The organism is Psychrobacter sp. DAB_AL43B (assembly GCF_900168255.1).
Lineage (GTDB): Bacteria > Pseudomonadota > Gammaproteobacteria > Pseudomonadales > Moraxellaceae > Psychrobacter.
Genome location: NZ_LT799838.1, coordinates 808,824 through 826,069 on the forward strand (window position 1 = coordinate 808,824; position 17,246 = coordinate 826,069).

At 42.4% G+C, this 17,246-nt stretch carries 15 protein-coding genes and 1 pseudogene; 13 read left to right on the top strand and 3 right to left on the bottom strand.

The genetic code is table 11. The annotated features are described in order from the left end of the window. The first annotated feature begins 235 nt into the window (after positions 1-235). From DABAL43B_RS03510 to DABAL43B_RS03545, 8 genes are all read left to right on the top strand, one after another. Positions 236-1,513 (top strand): FAD-dependent monooxygenase, encoded by a 1,278-nt coding sequence (locus DABAL43B_RS03510; protein WP_171996368.1) that lies wholly within the window; start codon positions 236-238, stop codon positions 1,511-1,513. Between the two features lie 119 nt (positions 1,514-1,632). Next, positions 1,633-2,384 (top strand): IS5 family transposase gene (locus DABAL43B_RS03515; protein WP_197684655.1). Its coding sequence is split into 2 segments (ribosomal slippage): positions 1,633-1,861 and positions 1,861-2,384, totalling 753 coding nucleotides; the frame shifts between segments, so codons are not numbered across the junction. A gap of 91 nt (positions 2,385-2,475) precedes the next feature. Beyond that, positions 2,476-3,780, top strand: coding sequence for an FAD-dependent monooxygenase (locus DABAL43B_RS03520; RefSeq protein WP_079691086.1), 1,305 nt, complete (start codon positions 2,476-2,478; stop codon positions 3,778-3,780). Between the two features lie 51 nt (positions 3,781-3,831). Then, the gene (locus DABAL43B_RS03525; protein ID WP_079691087.1) at positions 3,832-4,530 is read left to right on the top strand and encodes an OmpA family protein; all 699 of its coding nucleotides are present in this window, start codon (positions 3,832-3,834) and stop codon (positions 4,528-4,530) included. An 11-nt stretch (positions 4,531-4,541) separates the two neighbouring features. Beyond that, positions 4,542-5,204, top strand: coding sequence for an OmpA family protein (locus DABAL43B_RS03530; protein WP_079691088.1), 663 nt, complete (start codon positions 4,542-4,544; stop codon positions 5,202-5,204). 72 nt (positions 5,205-5,276) lie between these two features. After that, positions 5,277-6,470 (top strand): hypothetical protein, encoded by a 1,194-nt coding sequence (locus tag DABAL43B_RS03535; RefSeq protein WP_079691089.1) that lies wholly within the window; start codon positions 5,277-5,279, stop codon positions 6,468-6,470. A 177-nt stretch (positions 6,471-6,647) separates the two neighbouring features. Then, positions 6,648-7,136: an OmpA family protein gene (locus tag DABAL43B_RS03540; RefSeq protein ID WP_171996316.1), complete on the top strand. Its 489-nt coding sequence runs from the start codon at positions 6,648-6,650 to the stop codon at positions 7,134-7,136. A gap of 35 nt (positions 7,137-7,171) precedes the next feature. After that, positions 7,172-7,882, top strand: a complete 711-nt coding sequence (locus DABAL43B_RS03545; protein WP_171996317.1) for an OmpA family protein — start codon at positions 7,172-7,174, stop codon at positions 7,880-7,882. A 33-nt stretch (positions 7,883-7,915) separates the two neighbouring features. On the opposite strand, the gene DABAL43B_RS03550 is transcribed toward DABAL43B_RS03545, so the two are convergent. Further along, the gene (locus DABAL43B_RS03550; RefSeq protein ID WP_079691092.1) at positions 7,916-8,827 is read right to left on the bottom strand and encodes a lysine exporter LysO family protein; all 912 of its coding nucleotides are present in this window, start codon (positions 8,825-8,827) and stop codon (positions 7,916-7,918) included. Positions 8,828-9,141: 314 nt separating this feature from the next. Here DABAL43B_RS03550 and DABAL43B_RS03555 point away from each other — a divergent pair, with 314 nt between their 5' ends. Together DABAL43B_RS03555 and DABAL43B_RS03560 are read left to right on the top strand one after the other, a co-directional pair. Continuing rightward, on the top strand, positions 9,142-11,880 hold the full coding sequence (locus DABAL43B_RS03555; RefSeq protein WP_079691093.1) for an alpha/beta fold hydrolase: 2,739 nt from the start codon (positions 9,142-9,144) through the stop codon (positions 11,878-11,880). A 14-nt stretch (positions 11,881-11,894) separates the two neighbouring features. Continuing rightward, on the top strand, positions 11,895-13,109 hold the full coding sequence (locus DABAL43B_RS03560; protein WP_079691094.1) for a patatin-like phospholipase family protein: 1,215 nt from the start codon (positions 11,895-11,897) through the stop codon (positions 13,107-13,109). A gap of 26 nt (positions 13,110-13,135) precedes the next feature. On the opposite strand, the pseudogene tnpA reads toward DABAL43B_RS03560, so the two are convergent. Further along, positions 13,136-13,534, bottom strand: a pseudogene (gene tnpA / locus DABAL43B_RS03565) (IS200/IS605 family transposase). 74 nt (positions 13,535-13,608) lie between these two features. Here tnpA and DABAL43B_RS03570 point away from each other — a divergent pair. From DABAL43B_RS03570 to DABAL43B_RS03580, 3 genes are all read left to right on the top strand, one after another. Next, positions 13,609-14,916, top strand: coding sequence for an RNA-guided endonuclease InsQ/TnpB family protein (locus DABAL43B_RS03570; protein WP_079691095.1), 1,308 nt, complete (start codon positions 13,609-13,611; stop codon positions 14,914-14,916). Positions 14,917-14,982: 66 nt separating this feature from the next. Then, complete coding sequence (locus tag DABAL43B_RS03575; protein ID WP_079691096.1) at positions 14,983-15,444, top strand: hypothetical protein; 462 nt, start codon at positions 14,983-14,985, stop codon at positions 15,442-15,444. Continuing rightward, a complete protein-coding gene (locus DABAL43B_RS03580) occupies positions 15,441-16,316 on the top strand; it encodes an SDR family NAD(P)-dependent oxidoreductase (RefSeq protein WP_079691097.1) in 876 nt (291 codons plus the stop codon). The genes DABAL43B_RS03575 and DABAL43B_RS03580 overlap by 4 nt, the downstream gene beginning before the upstream one ends. A gap of 29 nt (positions 16,317-16,345) precedes the next feature. Here DABAL43B_RS03580 and DABAL43B_RS03585 read toward each other — a convergent pair whose 3' ends face one another. Then, complete coding sequence (locus DABAL43B_RS03585; RefSeq protein ID WP_079691098.1) at positions 16,346-17,230, bottom strand: phosphatidate cytidylyltransferase; 885 nt, start codon at positions 17,228-17,230, stop codon at positions 16,346-16,348. Positions 17,231-17,246 lie beyond the last annotated feature (16 nt).

Sequence of the window (17,246 nt, forward strand, 5' to 3'; positions counted from 1 at the left end):
TACTGTCAAGACCACGGCATGATAGATAATTTGTGGTAATCTATTGGTGAGATAATAGGGTAGTAACAACTGGGCTGAAAACGATAAAAAAACGAGCAGTTTTCTAAAAGTGTAAAGTTTTTGAGTAGGTACTAATCACGTATAAAAGCGTGCTAAATGGGCGATTATAGGAATAATAATGATGCAAAATATTCAATCAAATTCATCAAACTCTAATAATACTAAGCAATCTACTATGAATGATAATGCTAAAAATAAGGCTGCAATGACTGAGCAGCAGGTACTGATCGCGGGTGGCGGTCATGTCGGTTTGTCCTTTGCTTTGCTATTGGCGCATCATGGTATCGCCAGTACTTTGCTTGAAAAAAACAGCTATCCGGCCATCAGTCCCAGTGATGATAGTCAGCGCAGTCACTATTTAGACAGCCGCAATACTGCTCTGTCACGACGTACGGTACAGATTTATCAAGAGATTGGGCTGTGGGATGAATTGCAAAGTCATGCTTGCCGAATTGATGCGGTTCAAATCAGTGAACAAGGTAGCTTTGGACGCGCGCAACTGAATAAAGCGGATGAAAAAGTCGAGTCGTTTGGGCAAGTAATGGAAAACGCTTGGCTTGGACGTAAGTTGCTCCTTGCCGCCCAGCAAGAACCACTGATTACGCTCATTGATAATGCCAATGTTATCGCTGTTGTCCAACAAAGCGACAGCGTGATGTTAAGCTTTAGCTACTACGGTGAAGAAGAACACGAACAGCAATTACAAGGCAGCGTCTTAGTAGCTTGTGACGGTCGTGATTCTACTGTGCGCCAGCTGCTAGATATCACTACTACCAACTATGATTATGGGCAAACCGCCATTGTTGGCGTGGTAGAAACGGACAAACCTCATGAGCATGTTGCTATTGAGCGTTTTAGCCCTGCAGGACCACTGGCGGTGTTGCCATTGACTGATCCAGAAGGCGATGGCAATGATGACTATCAAGCAGGTTATAGACGTTCAGTCGTTTGGGTCTGTCCGAATGGGGAAGAAACGCAATACTTAGAAGACGATGCCCATTTCTTAGCGACTCTGCAGCAAGCTTTTGGTCAACGCGCTGGCACGTTTAAGGCCGCTGGTCGCCGCGGTGCCTATCCATTGACACGGGTACTGGCAGACAAGCAAGTCGATGGTCGCTGCGTCATCATGGGTAATGCGGCGCATACCTTGCATCCAGTCGCTGGTCAAGGCTTTAACCTCTGTATGCGCGATGCTCATGTACTGGCGCAAATGATGAGTGCCCAAGTGTTAAAAGGCGCAGATATTGGTGATCCTACGTTGCTGAAGCGCTATGAAAAGGCCCGTCAAACCGATCAAAAACGTGTTATTCGTTTTTGTGATGCCGTGGTACATGGATTTACTCATCCAAATCCAGCAGTGAAGCTGGCACGTAATGTAGCTCTGGTTGCCTTTGATAAATTGCCTAATATTAAACCTTTAATTGCCAACTACGCGATGGGCTTAAAATCATAGTTCGTACAAGTGATATCCCGTTAATAATTTTATAAGTTACTAGGGCGTGTCCCTAATCTGGAAAAGTAAGTTCAAAAGCCTTAAAATATAGAGACTATTTCAAACATGGCCCTCTACATATGGCAAGAACAGTGCTCACTGATAATACATGGGAACAACTCCAAAGTACCATGAAAGCTCATGGCTGTCATACTTGGAAAAACGACAGACAAGTCATGGAAGCCATACTGTGGAAACTTCGTACGGGCGCCCCGTGGCGTGATATACCGAGTGAGCTATGTCCATGGAAAACTGCCTACAATCGCTTTAATAGGTTGTCAAAAAAGGGGTTGTGGGAGCAATTTTTTTTGACCTACGAGCAAGTATTGATGAAGAGTGGGTATTCGCAGATGGAAGCTACATCCGCTGTCACCAGCATTCAAGCGGCGCCAGACGAGGAGAGCTTCGAGCTACCGGAAAGTCACGAGGTGGAACCACCACTAAGATTCATCTCGCCGTCGATTCGCATGGAAACCCGATTGATTTTAAAATCACTGGGGGTGATGTCCACGACAGCCAAGCGGTAGATGACATTATAGAGATGCTAACGGATGCGACCTACTTTATTGCTGATAAAGCTTATGATTCTGAAACCATTAGAACTAGGCTAAAGCAAGACAACATAAGCCCTGTCATCCCTAAAAGAAAAAACGCTAAGCAACCAGACCTAGCGTTTGATCACTATTTATATAAGCTACGACACTTGGTTGAAAACACATTTGCAAAGCTAAAACACTTTCGTAGTATTGCGACTCGCTACGAAAAACTGGCACGAAATTATAAATCTATGCTATATCTGGCTTGTACTATGATCCACTGCAAACTGAATTAGGGACACGCCCTAAAGAAATCCAAAATTTAAGCTGCTGCTAACTGAGATAAATCTGAGCGGAGCGCATAAATAGCCACACAAAGGATGTTTTATGAAAAATAACCATACGCTGATTATCGGTGGCGGTATCGTCGGTGCGACGCTTGCTCTCAAACTGGCGCAAGACAATGAACCTGTGACGCTTATTGATGCACGCCCAAAGCGTGATGAAGCAGACTGGCAGCAAGTACTGAGTCAACGTGATGCGCGTGTCTATGCGCTTAGCCTTGCCAGTATTGAATTATTAAAAGAGGTTGGTGCTTGGCAAAAAATAGCAGCATCAAAGCGTAAAGCTGATTACTCGCAAATGCAGGTTTGGCAACTAAACGGTATGGGAGAGTTACTGTTTGGCGATAGTGGTGACTCTAATAGCAGTACTAATGGTAATAGAAATATTGTTAATAATAGCAGCAACTCTGAGCCAAAAATGCTTGGTAGTATGGTTGAGCCAGCGGTTATCGAATACGCCTTATGGCAGCGTTTATCTGCTCCCGATGTCAGCCAATATCTAACCGTTATCGATGGGCACAAAGTTGTCGATATGGATTGGCTAGGCGCACAGCAGGGCTATCGTGTGACGTTGGATAACGATACCGTGATTGACGCAAATTTATTGGTCGGTGCTGACGGTCGTGGTTCATTCGTGCGCAAGCAAGCAGGTATTGAGCTGGATGTGCTTGATTATAATCAAACGGCGATTTGCTGTGCGATTCAAACTGAAAAGCCGCATCTAGCAACTGCTCGTCAAGCCATGCTACCGACAGGCACGTTGGCACTGTTGCCTTTAGCGGATATCACTGATGAAGATAAAGCCAATCCACAGCATTGGCAGTCTATTGTATGGACATTGCCACGTAATCAAGCATTAGCGTTGATAGAAGAACACCCGCGCTACATCGCTGATAAACTCGCCGCTGCCAGTCATTATGAGCTTGGGGCTATCCATAAAATTGAGTCAATCGCTAGTTTTCCGTTAGCGGCACAGCAAGCAAAGACCTATGTCGCAGATAATTTAGTATTGATTGGCGATGCCGCCCACGGCGTTCATCCACTTGCTGGGCAGGGACTGAATTTGGGTATGCTCGATGTGAAAGCATTAAGCGAACAACTCACCCATGATTATGCGCGTAGTGGCAATAAGCTCTGGGGTGCCAATCAAACTTTGCGTAGCTATGAGCGTTTGCGCCGTCCACATAACAGTTTGATGATGCACAGCTTTTCGGCGCTTAATTGGCTGTTTGCAGGCTCGCTAGCTCAGCTGCGTCCTATTCAACAAATTCGTAGTGAAGGCATGTATCGGGTGAGCAAAATCAAGCCATTGATGCGACTGTTTGCTAAGCAGGCGAGTGGGGTTTAGAGTTTAACTGAACTTTTTAATTGAACTCTTTAACTTAACTAAGGATGGCGTATGAAAACTAAGTCATGGATGACGATAGGCGTTGTAATAGCTAGTTTTATTTTAGCCTCCTGCCAATCCACACCTAAAAATACCATGATAGATAAACAAGTATATGTTCCACCCAAAGTCTTAATAGAGCCACTTGCAGATACAGACAATGATGGTGTTCCTGACATTATAGATAATTGTCCGAACACTCCTAAAGATGTGGTAACGGATGAGTATGGCTGTCCAGTAGCTGTTAATCTAATAGGACCACTTATGATGGAGATTCGAGTATTCTTTGAGCGCCATAGTAATGATTTGCAAACGAAGTACTTGATAGAAGTGGAGAAAGTAGCGGAAAAAATGCATAGCGATCCTGAGCTGGTAGTGGTTTTGTCTGGTCATACCTCGGAGCCTGAAGCTGTGCAAATAGTAGTAGATATAAATGGGGAAATGAATCAAGTAGAAGCTGATAAACGTCAGTTAGGACGTGAGCGGGCACAGATAATAAAGAGTGCTTTGGTTAAGAGAAATATAGCTCGTGATAAAATCTATATGTTCGATTGCGCTGATAATATGCCGATTGCACCTAACGATACTGAGGAAGGCATGTCAATGAACCAACGTATTTATGGTAAAGCGTTAAAGGCAGATGATTTTTATACGGGCAGTGATCATGAGCAATCACTCACTTACTATAAAGAATTCTGTCAGCAATTTTAAAGGTATCAGCTATGAATATACTATTAAGAAGTATGCTTGTCATTTCAATCAGCGCTTTAACATTATCCGCCTGTCAAACCGCCGACTTGTCTAATCAAGCAACTCAAACTACTGATATACCAGTTGTTGAAGCTATTTTAGACAGCGATGGCGATGGATATTCTGATGATATAGATATGTGCCCAGGCACGCCAATGAACATAGTAACAGATGAAAGAGGTTGTCCTTTTACGGGTATGGGGATAGGTCTAAAAATGGAATATCGTGCCTTTTTTGCAAAGGGTAGTAGTGAGCTATCACCCGAGTATCAGCTTGAGCTTGATAAAGTAGCAGCAAAGCTACAAGAGTACTATACGGCAACTATGCGTATTGAGGGGCACGCTTCGACAGATAAAATAGATGAAACATCAGTTTCTAGTTCACAATTGAATTCTCTATCAAGAAATAGGGCGCTTATCGTCAAAAACTATCTGATAATGCAGCATCAAATTGATCCTAATCGTTTAAGTACTTTTAGTTTTGGTGCTGAGCAGCCTATTGCCTCTTCTGATACTGAAGAAGGTAAGTCTATGAACCGCCGGGTTTATGGGGTAGCTATTGCAAATTTTGATAGCGAAGAGGAGATGTCCATGAACCGCCGAGGTTATGGTATAACTACGGAGCTTGAAGATTAGTTATTAATTATTAGTTATTTAATATTCAATCAGCAGATTTTAGTTTAAAACAACTATCTAAAGGCAAATCACATGCTCATCCCCAAATACTGGGCGCAAGACAAGCAGCGCTTTGAATTGCGCGAAACGCCTAACAAGCCTGCTAGACAAGCGACCATCAAACGTTATGGCTGGTCAGATATCAGTCAAAGCGAAGCGTTAAGTCATGCCAAAGCACGAGTGGATGAGGCTCATAAGTGCTGGCTGGCAGGTGAGGATATCTTACGCCGCGAACGCAGGGAAGAATATAACGCAAGCAACGGCATTCCTATCCGTGAACAGATTATCTCCGAGCATTCTTTTCCAGAAAGTGGATTGCTTAATAATAACGCAGCAGCGACGCAGCTCATTGTCACGCGCAACAGCTATGGGGCACAAGTCGCCAACGTTGATAATATCGCAATTATCGATGTCGATAATGATCAGTTGCTACATTATAAGTATCCTGAGCGCTATGATCATCATGGCTTTATGCCTGCCTTACCAATTGATGAAAGTATTCCATTAGCCAAAGTCAAAATTTGGTTTTTTATCTTTTTATTTATACTTATTGCCAGTGTTATCGCTTGGCTAGGAGTGTCGTGGTTGTGGTTATTGGCAGTCATGTTTGGTGCGACTGCCTATTTATGGCAACAAGCCAGTGCAAGAGATAAAGTGTGGTCGCAAAAATATTCTGACGATGCCGCTTCATTGCTGCCCTATATGACGAATTTAATCAAAAAGCGTATCACCAGTCATCCCAATGAGTCCTTTCGTCTATATCAAACGCCAGCAGGCTTTCGTATCATTGCAACGCACGATATTGTGTCGCCAAGTAATAGCGTGGTCGAAGAATGGTTTGCGTATTTCCATGCGGATACCAATTACGTGCATCTATGTCAGGTGCAGCAATGCTTTCGCGCGCGGCTCACTGCCAAGCCGTGGCGTATGAATGAGGTCGAGAATAACAACTTGGCTAAAGATATCCCTGCGAAAGACTTTTGGTTTAGTTTTGAGGACACAGATGTAGAGCGTAGCATTGAACAACGTGAAGACGCGTTAAAAGCGCGCAAACAGTGGATTGCCGACTATGATAACTATGCTAAAAACTATCGAGCGTGCCATTATGTCGAGAGTATTATTGGTAAAGAAGCTGCTAATAACAGCAAAGCACAAGCTAGTATTGATGATTTTGTCCGCTGGCATGACCGTGCTTGTCAGGTGAATAAAGGGTTGGAGATGGCTTGATAGTTCTTATTGCACTATATTTCTCATTAATAAAATAATAGCTTTGGACTATATCAGGGAAGATTGATTATGAAACTTTATAGTATTTTATTACTAACCGCATCGATAAGTTTAGTAGGCTGCCAAACTACCGAAATCGTACCGCCTAAAAGTACCCCCGAAGTGAATTACGTAGATATGCCCACATTGCTTATCAGTTTGGACTCAGATGGTGATGGCATACTCGATGATATAGACGAATGTCCTGAAACGTCAACTAATGTAGTCGTAGATGAAAGCGGCTGTCCTGTATCTGTAGACATACTTATGTATGAAGGGGTGGAGGCTCGTGTATTCTTCCCTGAGAACAGTAGTGAGCCTATTGCTTCAAGCTATCGAGGTTTCGATAAATTCGGCGAGTATCTAAGAAATAATAATAAAGAGTTTTTGATAGAGGGACATATAAGTACCCATGAAAAAAACTCTGGTAGCGGTACATTAGCAACGACTCGAGCAGAGTTTATAAAAAATTATATTGTCTTAAATTATGGAATCAATCCTAGGCGTTTTAAAGTTATTGGACGGAGTGATACGCAACCAATCGCTTCAAACGATGACCCTGAAGATAGAAAGAAGAATCAAAGAGTATATGTCACAGAAAACCGTTGGTCTAATACTGATGATTAGTTTTGACAGAATTGATAATATTTATGGAAGTAATTATGACTAGAAAAATCTACAACGTTTTATTATTGACCGCATCAATAAGCTTAGTAGGCTGCCAAACTATTACAGTTGTACCGCCCAAAACCGCACCTCAATATGAAAATATCAGGACGATGCAAGCGGATAGCGATTTAGATGGCGACGGCGTCCTTGATGCTATAGACGAATGCCCTGAAACGCCACCTAACGTAGTGGTTGATGCTAAAGGCTGTCCAATAGAGGTTGATGTGGGCGGACTTGAAATGGAATTCAATGGGTTTTTTCCGCCAATGAGCAGTCAATTACCTGATACCTATGATGCAGTATTTGTAAAAGTAGCAGAAAGTCTTAATGATTACCCAAAAGCCAATGTTTTTATTTTTGGTCATGCAGCTACAAATGAAATTGATAAAGATGCTGTAGCGACGCTTGGTTTCGATTCTCTATCACGCAATCGCGCCCTTAGCATCAAAAATACTTTAGTCTTGCAGCATCATATTGATGCTGAGCGTATCCGTACTTATGATTGCTCAAATAAAATTCTAGTGCCAGATACAGCATTTATAGACCCAAGTTTTGAAAAGCTTAATGTTAAAAATATTGAGGCAAAACAGCGTCGCGCAACGTTGAAGGCTAGTAGTTCAGTGAAAGACTTAACGAATCTTGAATATGATTCTTATATACAAATGTATGGTGGGTATGCCAAGCACTGTGAGCCCTTTGAATAATGGTAAATTCTGATAAACCGTCAAAATTTATGCTTACCCCAACGCCGAAAATACCACCATCAGCACGGGCGCGACAATATTAATAATAAAGCCAAAGCTAATCGCCAATGGCACCACTTTTAGACCACCTGATTGCTGAATAATTGGCAGAGTAAAATCTAAACTGGTCGCACCGCCAAGTCCGACGGAAGCGGACGGATATTTACGCATAAAGACGGGAATAAATATCAACGCAAAGAACTCCCGTATCAAGTCATTAAACAACGCCACACTGCCCCAAATCGCCCCATAAGCATCGGTCATCACAATCGCAGATAGCGAATACCAACCAAATCCTGACGCCAGTGCCAAACCTTTTGTCCACGAAACTTCACTAAATATCATGGCAAAAATAAGCCCGCCAACCAGCACGGCTAGCGTAAAGATAATGCTCATCTCAACACCGCGTTTATTAAGCAGCACTTCTTTTAACGTAATACCGGAACCTTTTAGCCCAATACCAACTAACAAAATTAATATCATTAGCATCACCGTCATGGTGTTTTCAGGTGGCATATAATCGGTTGGTAGAAAATAGCCAATTACCATCCCAATCACCACACAGATCACTTGGGCGAGGCTGCCGCGAATACTAACGCGATGCTCTTTAGATTTGACGCTAGGTTTTTTGGCATGCCACGGACGCAGGCGATCAAATAGCATCAGAGCAAATAAACCCGACCCAATCGTCAATATCGATAATATCGTGACATAAAGGGCTATTTCTCCTACTTGACTGCCAAGCCCTTCCACTTGTGATAACTCAATACCAATCAAACCTAAAATAATAAAGACCAAATAAGACAGGCCTTTATCGGCAATCTTAGTCATGGTTGGATTGGAGGGAATGGCAAAACCAATAAACATCGGCATTAAGACCAAGACCAGAGTAACGAGATTTTGCATGGGGAAGGGCTCGCGGCATTTTTTAAAAGACGTTTTCAAGAAGGCATTTCTAAGAAGCGGGAGATTGTAACATATCAGGCTACCGATACTGATATGCACAACTAAAATTCATGGCAAATTATGCAACGCTATTGCTTAATGACTATTATTTTAATGGATGGTAGTGATGACATTACATATTGGTTTTGATTGTGTTCAAATCACTTAAAAAAGACTCAGAATTAGTTTTAAAGCTGCGTTAAGTCCAATTCTAATACTTTACCTGATCAACTTTTGTTGCTACATTGAAGTAATAAATATATTTGGCAGGCACTATGTCGTTATACCAGCTCAAGACCCAATTTCAAGATCAGCTGCGACCCATAAGTGACACTTTTGTTGAGCAAAAAATCACTGCTAATCAAGTGACGGTGTCAGCTGTATTATTGAGTATTGGTACGGCTTATGTGATTGCTAAGCCAGCAACTGAAAAGCAGGCATTATGGCTGTTATTACCTTCTTCTTTGTTTATACGTATGGCGCTCAATGCCATCGATGGCATGATGGCGCGTGAGCATGGGCAGGCATCAAAACTTGGGGCGATACTGAATGAAGCTGGAGATATTATTGCGGACACGGCATTATTAGCCAGTCTGATGCCTCATGTTACTAATAGCCAATCACAAGTATTAGAAAGAGATGTCTTCTCAAACCAGCGCCACATTATTAACCTGATTGCGCTAAGTACGAGCACTGAACTATTAGCCATGGCCAGTGGTGCATTTCTAAATATTCGGACAAACCAAGGACCGTTAGGTAAAAGTGATCGGGCTTTTATGCTTGGTGTGCTGGGTGCTTTTATAGGTAGTAAAGCGCCGTTATCGTTATCTCCTATAAGAATAGGGCAGTTATGCTTACTAACAGAGGCGCTATTAATAAAAACCTGTCTTAATCGTTTACGCTATATGGCAAACTTATATTTGATGCGTCAGCCGCCTGTGCTTAAATCAGGTTTAAATGTATTATCAAGTGATAAATCAAGTCTTCAATCAAATATATTTGATACAAAATCTGACTATCTTACTTCTCCAGCCTTTTTGCACCATTCTTCTGTTAAAGCTTCCTTATTGGAGTCCAAAATAATGCCATCTATGTCTAAAACTACTATAAATGCACCAGATTCAGTAAGGGAAACCCCTAACAACATGAATTTTTCTAAACAAGCCATTATCAATGGTGAAAGTTGCTATAACGCTTATGATGGTACGGCGATTTATTACCGCTATTGGCTAACAATGCCTTTAGAGGAGTTAGAAAAGGCAGAGCAGCAACCTACACAACAAAAGCGCCAAGTCATTTTATTACATCGTGGTCATGAGCATTCGGGACGCCTAGCAGAGCTGGGGCAACAGTTTGCCATCGCAGGCTATCAAATATTCGCTTGGGATGCACGTGGTAATGGACGCTCAGGCGGCATCAAAGATCATGCCGAGAGCGTGACTCAGCTTGAGCGCGATTTAAACGATTTTGTGCAAATGGTTATTGGACAGACGGGTATAGCCATTGACGATACGCTAATCGTCGCCAGTAGTATCGGTGCCGTACTAGCAGCAGCATGGGTACATGATTATGCGCCCAATATTCGCGGCATGATACTCGGCACACCTGCGCTGCGCATTCACTTATATATGCCGTTTGCGATACCGTCGTTAAAGGTGGCGCGCGCACTTGGGGTAATGTCACGCGTTAGTAGTTACGTCAAAGCGCAAGTATTGACCCACGATAAAGAAGCACAGCAAGCCTACAATGCCGATCCGCTCATCTCAAACAGTATCTCAACCGACCTGCTTATCGATACCCATGCGACTGGACAGCGTTTACTCGATGATGCCGGCGCTATCACGGTGCCGACGTTTGTATTATGTGCCGGTAAAGATTATGTGGTTGATAAGCAGGCTGAGCGTGATTTTTATGAGGCAATCAATACGCCCGTGAAGCGTTGGCAACTATATCCAGACAGCTATCATGCTATCTTTCATGAGACCAATAAGGCAGATGTCTTTGATGATTGTATTAATTTCGCTGAGCAAGTATTCAGTACGGAGGTAAAAGCGCCTGATTTGCGTACAGCGCATCTTAATAGTGCCAGTAAAGACAAGGTTGATCGTTTAGCAATTAAACCCTTTAATCCAAGCTTTGCGCTGACGCGTTTTGCCATGCAAAAATTCGGTCATGTCAGCGACGCTATTGCCACAGGACTTGAACATGGTTTTGACTCCGGTCATTCGCTCGATCACGTTTATTATAATCAGCCCAGTGGGCAGAATAAATTTGGGCAGGCGGTCGATAAGTTTTATCTCAATAATATCGGCTGGCAAGGAATTCGTATCCGCCGTGAGCATATATTAGAGCTGGCACGTGAAGCATTGGCAGATATTAAGCTTGCCAATCAAAATCAATTTAATCAAAACAGCCCTGATGAGCCATACCAACCAAAATTACTAGATATTGCCAGTGGGCATGGTTTTTACGCGTTTGATTTATTGACAGAGTTTGAAAACTTACATGCTGAGCTACGTGATTATGAGATGCATAATATCCAAGCATTACAGGCCAAAGCAGAGCAGTTAGAGATTGCTGATCGTGTCATCACGTGTCAAAAAGATGCGTTTGACCCTGCCAGTTATTCAAATGTGCAGAAGGGAAGTGCAAGCGTTAAAGAAACACCGTTAAAAAAGTCAGGCTTTGATATCGCTATTGCCTCCGGTGTTTTTGAATTGTTTTCGGATAACACGCTACCAGCGACGGCATTGACAGGTATTTATGACAGCTTACAAGCTGGTGGCTATTTAATTTATACCAATCAGCCGTGGCACCCTGAACAGGAATTTATCAGTAAAACCTTAAATAATCATCGCGGTAGTAGTTGGGTGATGCGCTGTCGCTCACAAGCTGAAATGGATCAATTGGTTGAGTGTGCAGGCTTTAAAAAAGTTGCGATGCGTATCGATAGGTTTGGTATCTTTACCGTGTCATTAGCAATTAAAACAGCACCAGCCAGTTGTGAATCATAAGTGATGAGTAATAGATGAATGATAAAAGCATAAAGCCTTATGAACGTGTGCAGCTTTTTTCAGGAGGTGGCTCACGTTTTGGCTATTATTTAGGCAGCTATGCGGCACTAGTAGCTTATGATTTGACTCCCGATATTATCATTGGTACGTGCGGCGGTAGCTTATCAGCCTATTTAGTACAGCTCGCGTCCGACCCCAAAGACTTGCAGCAATTGATGTGTAGTCGTGAGTTGTATCATGTAATTGCTTCAATCAGGCATGTCGCGCCAGATGAAGCCAGTAGACGTCTAAAAATGCGCTATATGACGCATGCACTCAAACGTTGGCGCTTATCAAGGCAGCTATCTAAAAGGCAAGCACAACAACAAGCCGATAGTTACGAGCAATTATTAGATGAATTGCAGCAGTTAGCTATATTTCGAATTGATGATGAGAGTCAATGGCTTAAGGAGCTATCTCGTTTTGATGCTAGTAGAAATGACCCTGATGAAACCGATAGCGAAAGCAATAAAAATACACCAGAGATAGCGATTATCGCTAGCCGCCTTTATCAAAAGCCTGCTAGCCACATCTCGCCTAACCATCCATTAAAGCTCCAAGAGTTGCTATTTGCACCGCCACGTTTGACGGCTCCTTTATCAGAACTCACTGACAAAAAAATGCGATCACCTGCGTATATATTTGCTGAGGAACGCATACATCAGTCTGTTAAAGTTCTGAGCCAGTGGGATTTTTCTGCAGCGATTCGCGCTTCGATGGCAGATATGTATTATCTACCACCAACGTATATTGATGAGCTTGGCTGGTGCTTGGGTGGCGTGATTAATCTCACGCCCATTGAACTTGCTTGTCAGTTGGCAGAGACAGTATTTGCAGAGACCAAAGCCGGTTATGATTCATGGCTCGCTGCTCCTGCTATTCAACGCGTTTTTGGTTTTGATCCCAATCGACGTTTGGCACAGGTACACGGCTATCAATCGATAGAACCACTTTATCTATCTAACTCTAACCTTCGCGCCCAGCAGCTACATTGGTTACCCTTTGCTGATAACGGTCAGCAACTGGTAGGGCAGCACGTACAAAAGCGTTTTAATCTGAAACAAATGACGGTCGAGCTGATGCATAGTGACTACGATGGTTTTGTGCGGCAAATGCAGGCGCAATGGCAGTATGGCTATCAGCGTACGACTGAATATCTAAAAGCGAAAGAGGACTCCATCCGACATTAGGATGGAGGTGAATTTCGCATATCTTGTCAGCCTTGCTGATTTTGAATGTACTGCTTAATAATATCTAATGGTGCGCCACCACAAGACTCTGCAAAATAGGAACGCGACCAAAGAACAGGCTTGGAGTAAGCTGCTCTTAAATCAATAAAATCACCCCTCATGCGCCTACTGGTGACTGACTTTAAGTTATTAACCAGTTTGCTTAATTGCACCGTTGGCGGGTACTGAATCATCATGTGAATATGATCAGCCTCGCCATTACATTTTTTTTATTCAGCGTCAAAGTGCTTACATAGCTCAGCCACACACTCACTGAAATACTCATGATGCACTTCATCAAGCACATTTTTTCGATACTCGTTAATAAAAACTAAATGGACATGCATATTAAAGGCAGCATAGCGGTTTTTATATGTCTCACTCATTGTAATAACCGATCTTAAAGGATAGTATTTATGACATACTATCAAATAGACACTCATTGTTAAATAAAGCATTTATGAAAATTAGCAGAGCGTATAAGTTTAGGCTTGAGCCTAATGCAGAGCAAGAGGTTATCTTAAATAACCTTGTCGGCTCTGCACGTTTTGTTTGGAATCAAATACTGGCAATATCATTTGGGATGTTTGCTAAAAATAACTTTATTAACGCAACAAATCTTGTTAATAAAATCATGGATTTAAAGAGTAATCCTGATTTTGCATTTTTAAAATCCAGCGCTAATGCAGTTACATTGCAGCAGAAAATACGTGACCTTGCCTCGGCTTGGTCGCGATTTTTTGACCCTAAAGCACATGCACGACTCAAAGAAAATAAGAGGAAACCCAAAAAACCCAAGTTCTTTAAATTAAGTGATGGTACGGAAATTCAGCTACTCCCACTCATGCCACAATTTAAGCGCAAATCCGATGGCTGTGATTCAATCAGGCTGGTTCAGTTTGATAAGTATTGCCGTATTGATGGCAATCGAGTGAAACTACCGAACGGTGTTGGTTTTGTGAAGTTTAGGAAATCCCAAGAGGTCATTGGCACGATTAAAAACGTTACCATTAGCAAAAAATCAGGTCACTGGTATGTGTCATTTGGTACTGAAAGGGTGTTGCTGGAGAACCCACGCCACCCTGCCACCAGTGCACTAGGTCTGGATTTAGGTATTACCAAGTTAATTACCACCTCGAATGGTCAATACATCAAGCCCAAAAATAGCTTTAAAGCCAATCAAGTCAAACTGGCTAAATTACAGCGTCAATTAAGTAAGAAAGTAAGATTTAGCGAAAACTGGAAAAAACATAACCTGAAGATTCAAAAACTCCACAGCCACATTGCTAATATCAGGCATGACTACCTCCATAAAATCACAACCACACTCAGCAAAAGCCACGCTATGATTGTCGTTGAAGATTTGAAAGTCGCCAATATGTCAAAATCAGCAAGTGGCACAGCCGCCCGAAATGGGCGCAATGTCAAAGCCAAGTCACGATTGAATAAGTCAATCTTGGATCAAGGTTGGAGCATGATGACTGATATGCTTGAATATAAACAGCAGTGGCGCGGTGGATTACTGATTAAAGTTAATCCACGATATACAAGCCAAACCTGCTTTAAATGCAAGCATGTTGATAAAGAAAATAGACAAACTCAGGCAAGATTTGAGTGTGTCGAATGTGGTTGTGTTACGAATGCAGATTTTAATGCGGCTCGTAACATACTAGCGGCAGGGCATGCCGTTTTGTCTGCGGAGGGAGGACGTAGTAAAAGTTACCCGCTGATGCAGAAAACTAGCGAAATCCGCGAGGAAGTCGCCTAAGAGCGTTTGCTTTTAGAATCCCCTACTTGAGCTTTGCTAAAATGGGGTGAGTGTGTCAAGGCAGATATGTATTATCTACCGCCAACGTATATTCGAATGCTTGGTTGGTGCTTAGGTGAGGTTATTAATCTCACGCCCATTGAGCTTGCTTGTCAGTTGGCAGATATGATATTTGCAGAGACTAAAGCAGGTTATGATTCATGGCTTGCTGCTCCTGCTATTCAACGCGTTTTTGGTTTTGATCCTAATCAGCGTTTGGCACAGGTGCACGATTACAACTCAATGGAAATACTGTTGTTTGACAATCTGGCTCATCAAAATCGTCGTGCAAATCAGCTGCATTGGTTACCATTTTCTGATAACGGCGAGCAGTTGGCTGGTCAGCATGTACAAAAGCGCTTTAATATCAAGCAGATGACAATCGAGCTGATGCACAGTGATTATGAGGGTTTTGTGCAGCAAATGCAGGCACAATGGCATTATGGCTATCAACGTACGGCTGATTATATAAAGCAGTATGGCTTATGAGAAATCCCGTAGCGTCTATGTATCCAGAAATCATCAACACTGAAGCTGGTCTTACAAAAGCGACATCTGAAAATGATGCTTCACATGTTAGTGCCCCGCATATCATTGTAGTCGGCGGTACGAGTGGGCTTGGATTGGCATTGGCACTCCACCATCAGCAGCTTGGCTGGCACGTGAGTGTGGTCGGTCATAACGCGTCAAAGATAAATTATATTAACAGCCAGTATCCTAATATCGTGACTTATACTTGCGATTTAACGGATAGTGTTCAAACTCAAAAATTATTAGATAGTCTTTCAGGTATCAACTTTCAAAGGCTAATTTATAGTGCGGGCAGTTATACTAATGAGCGTGTGCATCATCTAAATAAAGCAGATAGTAATAAAATGCTGGCGATTAATTTGCAAGCGTTTGAGCAGGTTTTTAGGTGGGCGAGTGATCAGTTAAAAGTCCAGAATCAATCATTGGATTTCAAAAAAAATGATAGACCAAGCCTCATTTGCATCGCTTCTATCGCAGGCATCATGGATTATCCTTATGCCAGTCTTTATGTCAAAAGCAAACGCGCAATGATTGCGACTGCTAGTGCCTATCGACTTGCACTTGCGCCTTATGATATTCAAGTGAATTGTATTGCTCCAGGTTATATCGATACTCAAGCATTACGAGATTTGAATGATGGCGATGCCAGTCATAAGCCATTTATCATCAGTACGAAAACGGCAGTTGAGCATATTATGCAAGCGATTGACAATGATGTCGAGCTGGCAGTATTTCCGCGTACCATGCGTTATACTACTGGTGCACTAAACCATTTACCCAAGCCGTTACTGAATTGGATATTGCGTAACAAACTGGATAAAAAGAAGTAGTTTTATTGAGTCAGTATAGCTACATTAATTCAACCAAACAGCCAGTAGAGTAGGGTAAATAACGGTACGCCAATCATTAAGCTGTCTATTCTATCTAATACGCCACCATGCCCAGCAAGCAATGTTCCTGTGTCTTTTACGCCGTGTTGGCGCTTAAATGCCGATTCTAATAAATCGCCAGCGATACCGCTGACCGCTAAGCCATAGGCCGCCAATAAACCTAATGACCAATCAAAAGGCGTTAGCCAAATACCGAGTAACGACGCCAATAGAGCCGCGAAAATGCTGCCAAAAATAGCACCTTCGATGCTTTTATTTGGGCTAATATTCGGCGCTAGACCGCGCTTAAATAATTTGCCTCCAAGTAATCGTCCGCATAAATATTGCGCAATGTCGTTAAACTGGCTGGCAAATAACACAAACAGCAACACACCATACTGCTCGCGTTGCCAAGCTAATTGCTGTAATGCAATCAGGCTAATAATTAATAAAATAAAAGCAGCACTAAATAGCAGATCTAATAAGTTTAGACGAGTATAAGAGTTGGTGGGTTTTAATTTTTTTTCAGCAGAGATGGATTTTGCTTGCAAGCCGCATGCTTGGAGTTTGAGAATAAGCCTTAATTTGCTATCTATACACCATAAACGTTTGATTTCATAGCTGCCGCGCAAACCGATTAATATAAAAAATGCGATGAGTAGCCATTGATGTGGATGAGATTGAAACTGTTGAGCATTATTGGTTATTTTAGCAATCAAATAACAGATGCAGAGCGCGGCTAACATCAGCCACCAAGAGCGCGCAATCAAATAAATCTTTGGTAGGCGCTTGCGTAGACTTGGTATCGCCAGTGTGCCCCACGTCAAACTGACTACTATCATAAGACCAATAACAAATAGCGTATCGGTAGCCATATATTCAACACTTTGA

Coding starts and splice junctions, on each gene's coding strand:
- DABAL43B_RS03580 (WP_079691097.1), top strand. CDS start 15,441: ATGAGAAATCCCGTAGCGTCTATGTATCCAGAAATCATCAACACTGAA.
- DABAL43B_RS03550 (WP_079691092.1), bottom strand. CDS start 8,827: ATGCAAAATCTCGTTACTCTGGTCTTGGTCTTAATGCCGATGTTTATT.
- DABAL43B_RS03575 (WP_079691096.1), top strand. CDS start 14,983: ATGTATTATCTACCGCCAACGTATATTCGAATGCTTGGTTGGTGCTTA.
- DABAL43B_RS03540 (WP_171996316.1), top strand. CDS start 6,648: ATGCCCACATTGCTTATCAGTTTGGACTCAGATGGTGATGGCATACTC.
- DABAL43B_RS03535 (WP_079691089.1), top strand. CDS start 5,277: ATGCTCATCCCCAAATACTGGGCGCAAGACAAGCAGCGCTTTGAATTG.
- DABAL43B_RS03510 (WP_171996368.1), top strand. CDS start 236: ATGAATGATAATGCTAAAAATAAGGCTGCAATGACTGAGCAGCAGGTA.
- DABAL43B_RS03560 (WP_079691094.1), top strand. CDS start 11,895: ATGAATGATAAAAGCATAAAGCCTTATGAACGTGTGCAGCTTTTTTCA.
- DABAL43B_RS03585 (WP_079691098.1), bottom strand. CDS start 17,230: ATGGCTACCGATACGCTATTTGTTATTGGTCTTATGATAGTAGTCAGT.
- DABAL43B_RS03530 (WP_079691088.1), top strand. CDS start 4,542: ATGAATATACTATTAAGAAGTATGCTTGTCATTTCAATCAGCGCTTTA.
- DABAL43B_RS03525 (WP_079691087.1), top strand. CDS start 3,832: ATGAAAACTAAGTCATGGATGACGATAGGCGTTGTAATAGCTAGTTTT.
- DABAL43B_RS03570 (WP_079691095.1), top strand. CDS start 13,609: ATGAAAATTAGCAGAGCGTATAAGTTTAGGCTTGAGCCTAATGCAGAG.
- DABAL43B_RS03555 (WP_079691093.1), top strand. CDS start 9,142: ATGTCGTTATACCAGCTCAAGACCCAATTTCAAGATCAGCTGCGACCC.
- DABAL43B_RS03520 (WP_079691086.1), top strand. CDS start 2,476: ATGAAAAATAACCATACGCTGATTATCGGTGGCGGTATCGTCGGTGCG.
- DABAL43B_RS03545 (WP_171996317.1), top strand. CDS start 7,172: ATGACTAGAAAAATCTACAACGTTTTATTATTGACCGCATCAATAAGC.